At 66.8% G+C, this 13,429-nt stretch carries 12 protein-coding genes; 10 read left to right on the forward strand and 2 right to left on the reverse strand.

Features of this window, described 5'->3' with window-relative positions:
* Positions 1-89: 89 nt before the first annotated feature.
* From EQZ23_RS09465 to mtnP, 6 genes are all read left to right on the forward strand, one after another.
* Entirely contained in the window at positions 90-1,154 is a 1,065-nt protein-coding gene (locus tag EQZ23_RS09465) for a SufD family Fe-S cluster assembly protein (RefSeq protein WP_240663450.1), read from the forward strand.
* Positions 1,151-2,365 (forward strand): cysteine desulfurase, encoded by a 1,215-nt coding sequence (locus EQZ23_RS09470; RefSeq protein ID WP_240663452.1) that lies wholly within the window; start codon positions 1,151-1,153, stop codon positions 2,363-2,365. Before EQZ23_RS09465 ends, EQZ23_RS09470 begins: the two co-directional genes overlap by 4 nt.
* Positions 2,362-2,823, forward strand: coding sequence for an SUF system Fe-S cluster assembly protein (locus tag EQZ23_RS09475; protein WP_128454186.1), 462 nt, complete (start codon positions 2,362-2,364; stop codon positions 2,821-2,823). The genes EQZ23_RS09470 and EQZ23_RS09475 overlap by 4 nt, the downstream gene beginning before the upstream one ends.
* A 138-nt stretch (positions 2,824-2,961) precedes the next feature.
* Complete coding sequence (locus EQZ23_RS09480) at positions 2,962-3,315, forward strand: iron-sulfur cluster assembly accessory protein (RefSeq protein WP_128454187.1); 354 nt, start codon at positions 2,962-2,964, stop codon at positions 3,313-3,315.
* A gap of 321 nt (positions 3,316-3,636) precedes the next feature.
* A complete protein-coding gene (locus EQZ23_RS09485; protein ID WP_128454188.1) occupies positions 3,637-5,028 on the forward strand; it encodes an amino acid permease in 1,392 nt (463 codons plus the stop codon).
* Entirely contained in the window at positions 5,025-5,894 is an 870-nt protein-coding gene (gene mtnP / locus EQZ23_RS09490; protein ID WP_128454189.1) for an S-methyl-5'-thioadenosine phosphorylase, read from the forward strand. The genes EQZ23_RS09485 and mtnP overlap by 4 nt, the downstream gene beginning before the upstream one ends.
* Positions 5,895-6,470: 576 nt before the next feature.
* Here mtnP and acnA read toward each other — a convergent pair.
* Together acnA and EQZ23_RS09500 are read right to left on the reverse strand one after the other, a co-directional pair.
* Positions 6,471-9,155: an aconitate hydratase AcnA gene (gene acnA, locus EQZ23_RS09495; RefSeq protein ID WP_128454190.1), complete on the reverse strand. Its 2,685-nt coding sequence runs from the start codon at positions 9,153-9,155 to the stop codon at positions 6,471-6,473.
* Between the two features lie 244 nt (positions 9,156-9,399).
* Entirely contained in the window at positions 9,400-9,780 is a 381-nt protein-coding gene (locus EQZ23_RS09500; RefSeq protein WP_128454191.1) for a hypothetical protein, read from the reverse strand.
* 130 nt (positions 9,781-9,910) lie between these two features.
* On the opposite strand from EQZ23_RS09500, the gene EQZ23_RS19785 reads away from it, so the two are divergent.
* The 4 genes from EQZ23_RS19785 to EQZ23_RS09515 all read left to right on the forward strand — a co-directional run bounded on the left by EQZ23_RS19785 (position 9,911) and on the right by EQZ23_RS09515 (position 13,322).
* A complete protein-coding gene (locus tag EQZ23_RS19785; protein WP_164913413.1) occupies positions 9,911-10,060 on the forward strand; it encodes a hypothetical protein in 150 nt (49 codons plus the stop codon).
* A 180-nt stretch (positions 10,061-10,240) separates the two neighbouring features.
* Entirely contained in the window at positions 10,241-10,711 is a 471-nt protein-coding gene (locus EQZ23_RS09505) for a MarR family transcriptional regulator (protein WP_128454192.1), read from the forward strand.
* Positions 10,708-12,147 carry an efflux transporter outer membrane subunit gene (locus tag EQZ23_RS09510; protein WP_346427818.1) on the forward strand — a complete coding sequence of 480 codons (1,440 nt, stop codon included), beginning with the start codon at positions 10,708-10,710 and terminating at the stop codon, positions 12,145-12,147. The genes EQZ23_RS09505 and EQZ23_RS09510 overlap by 4 nt, the downstream gene beginning before the upstream one ends.
* Complete coding sequence (locus tag EQZ23_RS09515) at positions 12,144-13,322, forward strand: efflux RND transporter periplasmic adaptor subunit (RefSeq protein WP_128454193.1); 1,179 nt, start codon at positions 12,144-12,146, stop codon at positions 13,320-13,322. Before EQZ23_RS09510 ends, EQZ23_RS09515 begins: the two co-directional genes overlap by 4 nt.
* The last annotated feature ends 107 nt before the right edge of the window (positions 13,323-13,429 follow it).

Consider the following 13,429-nt stretch of genomic DNA (forward strand, 5'->3'; position numbering starts at 1 on the left):
CGTGCGGGCAAGCCCAATCTTCTTCTCCGCGTCTCCGCGTCTCCGCGTGAACCCCTCTTCCTTGCAGCGGGTGCACGATGAGCGCGGTTATGGAACTTCCCTCCACCCGCGAGGAGGCATGGCGCTGGGGTGATCCGGCGGCGATTGCGGCGGCGGCGGAGTTGCCGCGCGGCGTTGCGGTGGCGGGCGAGTGGTTCCTCGATCTGCCGGGCGCGCGGGCGGTGTTCGTCGATGGCGTGCTCGATGCGGCGCGGAGCTATCTTCGCCATGTGACGATCGCGCAGGTCGAGGGGGGCGAGCATGTGCTTGGCCGCCGGACCACCGGGACCGGCTGGTCGGTGCGCGTCGGGGCGGGGGCTTCGGTCGAGCTTCTCCAGATCGTCCACATCGCGACCGGCGGCGAGAATCAGCTTCCGGCCGAGATCGTGCTGGCCGATGGCGCGAGCGCGTCGGTGGTCGAGACGTATGTCGGCGCCGGCTGGTCGAACCGGTCGACGCGGATGACGCTCGGCAAGGCGGCCAAGCTGACCCGCGCAGTGCGGTTGTTGCAGAGCGACGGCTTCGTATCGTTGCGTGACGAGGCCGAGATCGGTGCGGGCGCGAGCCTGATCGTCACGGTCCTCGGCGCGGGCGATGCCGGGACGCGGATCGATGGTGCGCTGACGGTGTCGGGTGATGACGCCTTCGCCGAATATGGCGGCGCGCTGCTGACCCGGCGCGACCAGCGGCAGGAATGCGCGGTGTCGGTGCGGCATGCTGCGTTGAACGGGCAGAGCAAGCAGATCTGGCGCGCGGTCGCCGCGGACACGTCGACGGCGAGCCTTGCGGCGCGCGTCGAGGTCGCGCGCGACGCGCAGAAGACCGACGGCGTGCAGTCGCTCCGCGGATTGCTGCTCAAGCGCACCGCGACGGTCAATCTGAAGCCCGAGCTGGAGATCTTCGCCGACGACGTGAAGTGCGCGCACGGCGCGACGGTCGGCGAACTCGACCAGCGTGCGCTGTTCTACATGCAGAGCCGCGGCATACCGCATGCCAAGGCACAGGCGCTGCTCACGCGCGCGTTCGTGGGCGATGCGTTCGCGCAGATCGCGGACGAGACGGTGCGTGAGGCGTTCGTGGCGGACGCGGATGCGTGGCTGGAGCGGGCGTTGTGACGCTGACGCTTGAAACGCGCCCGCTCGATCGTGTCGCGGACTTCCCCGCGATCCCCGAAGGCTGGGCGTATCTCGACACCGCCGCAACCGCGCAGAAGCCGCAGGTTGTGGTCGATGCGATAACCCGCGCCTACGGCGAGACCTACGCCACCGTACACCGCGGCGTGTACCAGCGCTCGGCCGACATGACCGTCGCGTATGAAGAGGCGCGCAAATCGGTCGCACGGTTCATCGGCGCGGGTTCGCCCGACGAGATCGTCTTCGTCCGCGGCGCGACCGAGGCGATCAATCTCGTCGCGCAATGCTGGGCCGGCGAGCAGTTGAAGGCGGGCGACCGCATCCTGCTGTCGTTGCTGGAGCATCATTCGAACATCGTGCCGTGGCAGATGGTCGCCGAGCGCGTCGGTGCGGCGATCGACGTGATCCCTCTGACCCCCGATCACCGCATCGATCTCGACGCGATGGAGGCGATGATCACGCCGGCGCACAAGCTGGTCGCGCTCGGCCATGTCTCGAACGTGTTCGGCTCGGTGCTCGATGCGAAGCGCGCGACGGAGATCGCGCATGCGGTCGGTGCCAAGATCCTGCTCGACGGCTGCCAGTCGGTGCCGCGGATCGCGGTCGACGTGCAGGCGATCGGCTGCGATTTCTACGTGTTCTCCGGGCACAAGCTGTACGGCCCGACCGGGATCGGCGTGCTTTGGGCCAAGCCCGAGCTGCTCGACGCGATGCCACCCTACCAAGGTGGCGGGTCGATGATCGACAAGGTGTCGTTCGCCAAGACCACCTATGCGCCGCCGCCGGGACGGTTCGAGGCGGGGACGCCGCATATCGTCGGCGCGCTCGGGCTGCATGCCGCGATCGACTATGTCGAGAGCATCGGGCTTGCCGCGATCCATGCGCACGAGACCGCGCTGGTGACCGCGACCCGCGAGGCGCTGTCCGGGATCAATTCGGTGCGGCTGTACGGCCCCGAGGACTCCGCGGGGATCGTCTCCTTCACGATCGAGGGGGTTCATCCGCACGACATCGGCACCATATTGGACGAAGAGCGAGTCGCGATCCGTGCCGGCCATCACTGCGCACAGCCGCTGATGGAGGCGCTGGGCGTCGAGGCGACGGCGCGGGCGAGCTTTGGTGTGTATAACGGTCCTGCCGACGTGGATGCGCTGGTGCGCGGGATCGAACGAGTAACGAGGATTTTTGGATGAGCGACGGATTTCGCATCGAGGAAGTGGACGCGGTCGAGGCCCCGCCCAAGGCGCGTGTCGTGCTGGATACGGACACGGATGCGGAGCGGAAGCGCGATTATCTCGCCGGGTTCCTTGCGCAGAAGCCGCAGGCCGATGCCGCGGGCGAGCCCGGTGGCGCGATGTACGAGGCGATCATCGATGCGCTAAAGGAGATCTACGATCCCGAGATCCCGGTGAACATCTATGACCTCGGTCTGATCTACGGCGTCGAAGTGACCGAGGACGGGCATGCGGTGGTGTCGATGACGCTGACCACGCCCAACTGCCCGGTCGCCGAGTCGATGCCGATGGAGGTCGAGATGCGCGTCGGTGCGGTGCCGGGGGTCGGCATCGCCGAGGTCAACCTCGTCTGGGATCCGCCTTGGGATCCGCAGAAGATGTCCGACGAGGCGAAGCTCGAACTGGGCATGCTGTAGGCGTCTTCCCCTCCCGCAAGCGGGAGGGGGCAGGGGGTGGGCTCGCGCTCACCTCGCGAGTGACGGTTTGAGTGGCTGGCCGGGAGCCCACCCCCGGCCCCTCCCGCTTGCGGGAGAGGGGAAGGAAGGACGACGATCATGGCGACGACATTGCGCGCACGACCCGCGGCTCTGAATCTCACCGCGACCGCGCATACGCGGATCGCGGACCTGATGGCGCGCGCGCCGGCGGACGCGATCGGGGTTAAGCTTTCGACGCCGAAGCGCGGCTGTTCGGGCCTCGCCTACTCGGTCGACTATGTCACCGAGGCCAAACCGTTCGACGAGCGCATCGAGACGCCCGGCGGCATTTTGTTCGTCGATGGCGGGTCGATCCTGTATCTGATCGGCTCGACGATGGACTGGGTCGAGGACGACTTCACCGCCGGCTTCGTATTCCAGAATCCCAACGCCAAGGGCGCCTGTGGGTGCGGCGAAAGCTTCACCGTTTAAAGGGCTGCCGCGCGCTTAACCTAAGCGTGTTTCCCCGCGAAGGCGGGGACCCAGACCGGACTCCCGCCTTCGCGGGAGAACAAGGGAGCGGAGTGGCCGTCTTGCGAGACGACGCCCGCCTTCCGTCACCCCGGACTAGTTCCGGGGTCCATGGTCCCGCGAAATCATATCTCTCGAGTGCGCGGATCAGTGGATGCCGGAACGAGCCCGGCATGACGGGGAGAGGGAGCCGCCGCGCTAACGCGGTGCGCAGTAAGTGCCCCCCACCTTGCCCTACGCTCCCGTCCTGTGCCACTCCCCGCGCCAACAAAGGGGATATCCGTGGCCAGTCTGTTTCGCCGAAAAATCGTCACCGAGCAGCCTCCCGAGCATCAGCTCGCGCGGACGTTGTCGTGGCCGCATCTCATCGCGATGGGTGTCGGCGGCATCGTCGGCACCGGCATCCTGACACTGATCGGCGTCGGCGCCGGGCTCGCTGGGCCCGCAGTGATCCTGTCGTTCGTCATCGCCGGCGGGATCTGCGCGTGCGCCGCGCTCGCCTATGCCGAGATGGCAACGATGATCCCCGCCTCGGGCAGCGCCTATACCTATAGCTATGTCGTACTGGGCGAGATCGTCGCCTGGGTGATCGGCTGGTCGCTGATCCTCGAATATTCGCTGGTCGTGTCGACCGTCGCGGTCGGCTGGTCGGGCTATGCCGCGCCATTGCTGCGTGCTGCGTTCGGCTTTCCCGAAGCGCTGATGCAAAGCCCCGAGCTTGGCGGCATCCTCAACATTCCCGCGATCCTGATCATCATCGTCGTGGCCGGCGTTCTGTCGTTCGGCACGCGCGAGAGCGCAACGCTGAACGCGGTGCTGGTGGGCGTGAAGATGATCGCGCTTGCGGTTTTCGTGTTCATCACGCTGCACTATTTCAACAGCGCGAACCTGCATCCGTTCATGCCCTATGGCTTCCCCAAGGCGGTCGCGGCGGACGGCGTCGAGCGCGGCGTGATGGCGGCGGCGGCGATCATCTTCTTCGCCTTTTACGGCTTCGACGCGATCTCGACCGCGGCGGAGGAAACCAAGAATCCCGGCCGTGATCTGGCGATCGGCATCATCGGATCGATGGTCATGTCGATCGCGATCTACATCCTCGTCGCGGTCGCCGCGGTCGGTGCGCTGTCCTATGCCGCGTTCGCCAAGAGCGCCGAACCGCTCGCGCTCATCCTGCGCGAGGTGGGGCGGCCCGGCTTTGCGACCTTCCTCGGCGCGTCGGCGGTCATCGCGCTGCCGACCGTGCTGCTCGCGTTCCTGTTCGGCCAGAGCCGCATCTTCTTCACGATGGCGCGCGACGGATTGTTGCCCGCGTCGCTCGCCAAGGTGTCGAAGCGCGGCGCGCCGGTGCGGATCACCTGGATCACCGCGGCGATTGTCTCGGTGATCGCCGGGCTGTTGCCGCTCGCCGAGATCGCCGCGCTCGCCAATGCCGGCACGCTCGCCGCCTTCGTCGCGGTGTGCACGAGCATGCTCGTGATGCGCCGCCGCGCGCCCGATGCGATCAGGACGTTCCGCGCTCCCGCCGCAACGCTGGTGGGCGTGATCGGCATTCTCGGCTGCCTGTATTTGTTCTTCAGCCTGCCCTCCAAGACGCAGCTCTATTTCGGGGCCTGGAACCTGCTCGGGCTGGTGATCTACTTCGCCTATGCGCGACCGAGAGCGCATGCCGAATGACCGGCTGGACGATCGGGATCATTGGCGGCTCCGGCCTCTACGCGGTCGACGGGATCGAGGACGGCCGCTGGCAGACGGTCGAAACGCCCTGGGGTGGGCCGTCCGACGCGATCTACACAGGCCGCGTCGGTCACGTGAACGTCGCGTTCCTGCCGCGCCACGGCCGGGGACATCGCATCGCACCGTCCGACCTCAACGCCCGCGCGAACATCGACGCGTTGAAGCGGCTCGGCGTCACCGACGTGCTCGCGGTGTCGTCGGTCGGCTCGCTTGTGGAAGCTAGGCCACCCGGCAGCTTCACCGTCGTCGACCAGTTCATCGATCGCACCAAGGGCCGCATCTCGAGCTTCTTCGGTGCCGGCCTCGTCGCGCATGTCTCGATGGCCGACCCGGTCTGCCCGCGTCTGTCGCGCTATGTCGCAGACGCCGCGAGTGAGGCCGGCGCGCAGGTCGACGACCGCGGTACCTATCTCGCGATAGAAGGCCCGCAATTCTCCACGCGCGCGGAAAGCCTGCTCTACCGGCAATGGGGCTGCGACGTGATCGGCATGACGGCGATGCCCGAGGCGAAACTCGCGCGCGAGGCGGAGCTTCCCTACGCACTGGTCGGCATGGTGACCGATTACGACTGCTGGCGCGCGGACGAGGCCGGCGTCGACGTCGCGCAGGTGATCGCGCAACTTGGCGCCAACGCGGCCAAGGCGCGCGCGATGGTGATGGCGCTGCTGCGCGCGTTGCCGGCTGAGCGTGACGCCTCGCCGATCGACACGTGTCTGGATAGCGCGATCATCACCGTGCGGGATGCTCGTGATCCGGCGTTGGTGGCGAAGCTGGGTGCGGTGGCGGGGCGGGCGCTCGGACTTTGACCCCAATCCTCCCCCGCCAGGGGGAGGTGTCGCCGAAGGTGACGGAGGGGGAGGATACGCAACAGCGGTTTGCCCTATCCTCCCCCTCCGTCAGGCTGGCGCCTGCCACCTCCCCCTGGCGGGGGAGGATTGGGACGGAAGCGCACCAGCATCGTTAGGTGAAAAGTTCGTCATTCGCCCTGTTCGACACATCACTGCAACATATCGAGCCGAAGGAGGGTGCGTCGCCGCTCCCTCTCCCCCTGTGGACGGCGACTTGACCGGGTCTCCCCTGTCCCGGTCTTCTCCCTGAACTACGGGGCGACCTTCACGGTCGCCCCGCCTTTTTGTTATGGGCAGGTCGGGGCGCGCGCGGCGCGCAGTAGCAGTTTTGGATATCACCGTCCCGCAATCCTCCCCCGCGAGGGCGAGGTGGCAGGCACTTGCCTGTCGGAGGGGGAGGTAAGGGAAACCTCCGTTCCGTGTCCTCCCCCTCCGTCGCCTTTGGCGCCACCTCCCCCTTGCGGGGGAGGATCGACAGGGAGGTAGGTTAGGCTTGGGCGTCGTCCCGGATCGCTCCGGAACGACGTAGGAGTCTTACGCGGCCAGCTTGCGCAGGACGTACTGCAGGATGCCGCCGTTGAGGAAATATTCCAGCTCGTTGACGGTATCGATCCGGCACTTGGTCTCGAACGTCTCGCTCGTGCCGTCGGCGCGGGTCATCTTGACCGTCACGTCCTGGCGCGGGCGGATGCTCGCCACGTCGAGAATCGTGAACGTCTCCGAGCCGTCGAGGCCGAGCGTCTTGCGATCGGTGCCCTCGGCGAACTGCAGCGGCAGCACGCCCATGCCGACCAGGTTCGAACGGTGGATACGCTCGAAGCTCTCGGTGATGACCGCGCGGACGCCGAGCAGGTTGGTGCCCTTGGCCGCCCAGTCGCGCGACGAGCCGGTGCCATATTCCTTGCCCGCGACGATCACGAGCGGTGTGCCGTCCTGCTTGAAGCGCATCGCGGCGTCGTAGATCGCCATGACCTCGCCGTCATACTTCGACATGCCGCCTTCGACGCCGGGGACCATCTCGTTCTTGATGCGGATGTTGGCGAAGGTGCCGCGCATCATCACGTCATGGTTGCCGCGACGTGCGCCATAGCTGTTGAAGTCGGCCTTGCTGACCTGATGCTCCTGAAGGAAGCGGCCGGCGGGGCTGTCCGCCTTGATCGAGCCTGCGGGCGAGATGTGATCGGTGGTGATCGAATCGCCGAGGATCGCGAGCGGCTTGGCGTCGATGATGTCCTGCACCGGCGACGGCGTCATGCTGAGACCGTCGAAGTATGGCGGGTTGGCGACATAGGTCGAACCAGCGCGCCAGGCGTAGGTGTCCGAACCCGTGACGTCGATCTCGCGCCACTTCGAATCGCCCGCATAGACATCGCCGTAGCGCGCACCGAACATCGACGCGTCGATATTGGCGTCCATCGTGCTGCGGACTTCCTCGTTGGTCGGCCAGATGTCGCGCAGATACACGTCCTGGCCGTTGGAGCCCTGACCCAGCGGCGTCTCGATCATGTCGGTCGTGACGGTGCCCTTGATCGCATAGGCGACGACGAGCGGCGGCGAGGCGAGGAAGTTTGCGCGGACGTCGGGCGAGACGCGGCCTTCGAAGTTGCGGTTGCCCGAGAGGACCGAGGCCGCGACGAGGTCGTTCTCGTTGATCGCCGACGAGATCGCCGGCGCGAGCGGCCCCGAATTGCCGATGCAGGTCGTGCAGCCATAGCCGACGAGGTTGAAGCCGAGTGCGTTCAGGTCCGCGGTCAGCCCGGCCTTGTCGAGATAGTCGGTGACGACCTGCGAACCGGGAGCCAGCGACGTCTTCACCCAGGGCTTCGACTTCAGGCCGAGGGCGTTGGCCTTGCGCGCGACGAGGCCGGCGGCGACCAGCACCGACGGGTTCGACGTGTTGGTGCAGCTGGTGATCGCGGCGATCACGACGTCGCCGTCGCCGATGTCATGCTCACGACCCTCGACCGCGACGCGCGCGGGCTGCTCCTTGTGGTACAGCTTGTGGAGGTCGCTGTTGAACACCTCGTCGACCTTGTTGAGGCTGACGCGGTCCTGCGGGCGCTTCGGGCCGGCGAGCGAGGCGACGACGGTGCCCATGTCGAGCTCGAGCGTGTCGGTGAAGACGGGGTCTTCTGCATTCTCGTCGCGCCAGAAGCCGTTGGCCTTGGCGTACGCCTCGACCAGCTCGACATTCTCGTCCGAGCGCGCGGTGAGGCGCATGTAATCGAGCGTCTTGTCGTCGATCGGGAAGAAGCCGCAGGTCGCGCCATATTCCGGCGCCATGTTGGCGATCGTCGCGCGATCGGCGAGCGTCATCGACGACAGGCCGGGGCCGAAGAACTCGACGAAGCGGCCGACCACGCCCTTGGCGCGCAGCATCTGGGTGACGGTGAGCACGAGATCCGTCGCGGTGATGCCCTCGTTCAGCTTGCCGAGCAGCTTGAAGCCGACGACTTCGGGGATCAGCATCGACACGGGCTGGCCGAGCATCGCGGCCTCGGCCTCGATCCCGCCGACGCCCCAGCCGAGCACGCCGAGACCGTTGATCATCGTCGTGTGGCTGTCGGTGCCGACCAGCGTATCGGGATACGCGATCATGGTGCCGTCACCATGGTCACCCGACGACGCCGACGACCAGACAGCCTGGCCGATATATTCGAGGTTCACCTGGTGGCAGATGCCGGTGCCGGGGGGGACGACCTGGAAATTGTCGAGCGCCTTGCTGCCCCACTTCAGGAACTCGTAGCGCTCGATGTTGCGCTCATATTCGAGGTCGACATTCTCGCCGAACGCCTGAGGCGTGCCGAACTCGTCGACCATCACCGAGTGATCGATGACAAGATGGACGGGGACCTGCGGGTTGATCTTCTCGGGGTTGCCGCCGAGCTTGGTCATCGCGTCGCGCATCGCGGCGAGATCGACGACGCACGGCACGCCGGTGAAATCCTGCATCAGCACGCGGGCGGGGCGATACTGGATCTCGCGGTCGCTGCGACGCTCCTTCTGCCAGTCGACGATCGCCTGGATGTCGTCGCGCGTGACCGTCACGCCGTCCTCGAAGCGCAGCAGATTCTCGAGCAGCACCTTCATCGAGAAGGGCAGGCGGCTGATGTCGCCAAGCTGTTCGGACGCCTTGGCGAGGCTGTAATAGTCGTACGACTTGCCGCCGGTCGACAGGCTGGTGCGGGTCTTGAGGGTATCCTGGCCAATGGCAGTCATAGGGGTCCTTCCCGTGGGCGTCGGGCCACCGGGCGCCGAGGGGAAAGCAGCCATATAGGCCACGCGGGCGCGTCGGGAACCGAGCGAAAAATGCTGTTACCGATGGGGCCTTAGCAAGGGGGAAGGCATCGGGGAAGGGTGCGGGAGGCGGGCAATGCGCTAATCTTCCCGGCAATCTTCCCGGCAATCTTCCCGGGGGGCTTCACGGCGGGCAGCGGGTGACTGGCGCGATCGCTATTCGGCGTCAACTGGGGCCGTCGGTCTGGTGGATGGCGCTGGCGCCGCGGAGGAAAACTTCCACGCGATCCAGCGCCGCCGGCGTCAGCGCTATGGAGCTTCCCGCCGCATAGGGTTCGATTTGTTCATCGGCGACGAGATGCGCAAGCCAGCGCTGTCCCACGCCCGGTGGCGTGCCAGTTGCCGCGATGAGCTCGCCTTCGGACAGGCAGTCTTCATTCGCGTGCGCGACCAACAGGCGCAGCATCATATTCCAGGCATGCCCGTCGAAGATCTCGCTGGGAAAGACCTCGGTACCCAGGCAGCGCACGCGGACGAGATTCTTGGCCGTCTGCGCCAAATTGTTTCGCGCCAACGTGTTTTTCGCCGATTCGGTTTGGATGGCCACAACAGACGTTGGGCGCGGCAAAGCGGTGGTGCCAAAGTAAAAACCTACTAGCTCGCGACTGATTCAAGATAAGATCTTCAATCTTAACCTTGTGAATTGCGGTTTCCTGCCAGGCTGGCACACAGGCGACATGACCGAGAAACAGGACGATAGCGGCGCATTGCGCGAGGCAATTGCGCAAGCGTTGCTGATCGCCGACGATCGATTGGATCATCTCGTCGGCGCGCTGTTGGCCCAATGTCTGGATCAACTCGAGCGAAAGAGCGTTCGCGACAATTGATCCGGCAGCGTGCGCAGGTGTTGCGCTGCTGTTCGAGTCGCGGGATCGGCCGCGCCACCCTTAAAGACGATGTCTCGTCACTATGCAAACTGCCGGACGGTGCCTTTGATCGGCATAGACCGTCCGAAGAATGCTTGAAGGGCAATTGACTGCCTGGGCAATGGTTGCCATGGCAATGATATGGCTTTCTACACCAAGACTGCGTTCGGGCCGGATTGTTCGCTCGGCTATCTCGCGCGTCGTATCCATCAGATCGGGCAGGGCCTGATCGAGCCCGTCTTCGCTGCGGAAGGCATGTCGGCGACGCAGTGGTCTGCGCTCATGTCGATGCTGGCGGGCCGCTCTTCGACATGCGCCGACCTCGCGCGCGATCTGTCGCACGACAAGGGGGCAACGACCCGGCTGGTCGACGCGATGGAGCAACGTGGCTGGGTAACGCGGTCGCGCGCGAACGACGACCGCCGGGTACTCAATCTCGAAATCACGCCGGACGGGGAAGCCGCGGCGATCCGGTGTCGCGACCGCATCATCACGTACTGGAACGTCCTGCTGACGGACTGGGACCGCGCTGAAATCGAAAAGCTGATCGAACTGATGCAGAAACTCCGCACCACGCTGGACGATGCTATGACCGAAGGACTTCGCCCATGACGTCGGAAACTATGACGGCGGGGACGATCAGCATGCGCTCGGCGCTCGCGCCTTTGACGGTGGCGGCAATGCTCGCGGGATGCGCTATCCCAGCCTCCAAGGGCATCGTCGAGCCGGTCTCGACCACCGCGCTCGGGCTGTCGACGGACGCGGCGCCGGTGATCGCGGCCGATTGGTGGCGCGGGTTCGGCGACCGCCAGCTCGACCGGCTGGTCAGCGATGCGGTGGCGGGCAATCCGTCGCTCGACGCCGCCCTCGCACGCGTGTCGCAAGCGCAGGCGGTGTTGTCGACCAACCGCGCCGAGAACGGCCCCAATGTCACGCTCGATGCGCAGGAACAATATGCGCGGTTGAGCGGGCGGTACACGATCCCGCCGCCCTTTGCGGGGTCGACCCGGTTCGTCGGAACGGTTGCGGCCAACCTGTCGTGGAACCTCGACCTGTTCGGGCGGCAAAAGGCCGCGATCGCGGGCGCACGCGCGTCGGTGCGCGCGGCGGCGCTCGACGTGGCGGCGGCACGGCTGGCGCTCTCGGGGGCGGTGGTGCAGACCTATATCGACCTCGAACGTGCCGAGGCGCAGGCGGGGATCGCGACGCGGACGATCGCCACGCGCGAGAATACGCTGCGGCTGGTCAACGTGCGGATCCGCAACAAGCTCGGCAGCAAGCTGGATGCGCAGGCGGCGACGACGCTGCTGGCGCAGGCGCGGCAGGCGCTGGTGCGCGCGCAGGTGGCGCAGGTGCTTGCGAAGAACGCGCTGGCGGCGCTTGCCGGGCGCGGGGTGGATTATCCGGCGACGATCGGCGCGACCGCGTTGAAGCTCGATGCCGTGCTGCCGTTGCCGAGCACGGTGCCGGCCGATCTGCTCGCGCGGCGGGCGGATATCGGTGCAGCGCAGGCCCGGATCGAAGCGGCGGCGGCGGGGCGTCAGGTGGCACGGCGCGCCTTTTATCCGAACGTGAACCTGGCGGGGTTGGCGGGGTTCCAGGCGGTCGGGCTCGGCAATCTGGTGTCGCTCGATGCCGGGACGGTGGGCGTCGGGCCGGCGATCCACCTGCCGATCTTCGACAATGGCCGGCTGAAGGCCGATCTGGCGGGCGCCACCGCGGCGCTCGATCTGGCGACCGCCGATTACAACGACCGGGTCGTCGGTGCGGTACGCGAGGCGGCGGATGCGGTGGCGCGGATCTCAGCGCTGGACGCCGACCGACAACGACAACGCGAGGTGGTGCGCGGCTATGCCGAGACCGGGCGGTTGAACGCCATTCGCGTGTCGAGCGGGCTCGATAGCCGGCTCGACCTCGTCGACAACGACGTGCGGTTGCTCGCTGCCGAACAGGCAGATGCCGATCTCGCCGCCAATGCCGCGCAACAGCGTGTCCAGCTGGTGCTGGCGCTGGGTGGCGGTTTCGATTTTCAGGATGTGACACGATGACCGATACGCAGACCGATCCGGCACCCGCACCCGCAACTCCTCCCGCGCCCGCCGGTAATCCGCGGGCACGCAAGCGGGCGCTGACGATCCTCGGCGTCGTCGTCGTGATCGGCGCGATCGTGTGGGCGGTGTTCCATTTCCTGCTCGCCGCGCCCGAGCAGGAAACCGACGATGCGTATGTCGCCGGCGACGTGGTGGCGATCACCGCGCGCGATCCGGGGCAGGTGACCGCGATCCATGCCGACAACACGCAGGTGGTGAAGGCCGGGCAGCCGTTGATCGACCTCGACGCCGCGACCGCAGACGTCGGCCTGGCGTCGGCGGAGGCGGAGCTGGCGCGGGCGGTACGCACGACCCGGTCGGACTTCTCGAAGGTGAACGAGACCGGCGCGGCGGTGGTCCAGGCCGAGGCCGAGCTGGCGCGGGCGCGGAACGATCTTGCGCGACGTCGCGGGGCGGCTGCGGAAGGCGCGATCTCGGGCGAGGAACTGAGCCATGCGGCGGATCAGGTGAAGGTGGCGGCGGCAACGCTGCAACTCGCGCGCAGCCAGCAGGCGCAGTCGCGCAGCGGCGTTGCGGGCACGACCGTGTCGAACAACCCGGCGGTGATGGCGGCGATCGCGGCGTATCGGCGCGCGGCGATTACGCGCAGCCACATGCATGTGGTCGCGCCGATCGACGGCGTGGTGGCGCAGCGGACCGTACAGCTCGGGCAGCACGTTGCGCCGGGGATGCCGCTAATGTCGGTGGTGCCGCTCGACCGCGTGTGGGTCGATGCGAACTTCCGCGAGACGCAGTTGCGCGATCTGCGGATCGGGCAAGCAGCGACGGTGACCGCGGACATGTACGGCGACGACCTGGTCTATCACGGGCGTGTCGTCGGGCTGGGCGCGGGCAGCGGCAACGCGTTCGCGCTGCTGCCGCCGCAGAATGCGAGCGGCAACTGGATCAAGATCACGCAGCGCGTGCCGGTGCGGATCGCGCTCGACAAGGGCGAGTTGCGGCGCAATCCGTTGCGGGTCGGGCTGTCGGTCAACACGATCGTCGATACCGCGGACAAGTCGGGGACGATGGTCGGGCGGCCGGCGACGGCAGCGTATAAGGGGCTGGCAACCGGCGCGGGCGATGCTGCGGTCGAGGCGAAGATCCGGCAGATCATTGCGGCTAACCGGTGATGATGGGGTGTTATCAAGGAGCGGCGTGCCGGACTGAACTCGGACTGCCCTTCCTTGTTCTCCCGCGAAGGCGGGAGCCCAGACTGGGCTCCCGCCTTCGCGGGAGA

It is taken from the genome of Sphingomonas sp. UV9 (assembly GCF_004101245.1).
Taxonomy (GTDB): Bacteria; Pseudomonadota; Alphaproteobacteria; order Sphingomonadales; family Sphingomonadaceae; genus Sphingomonas.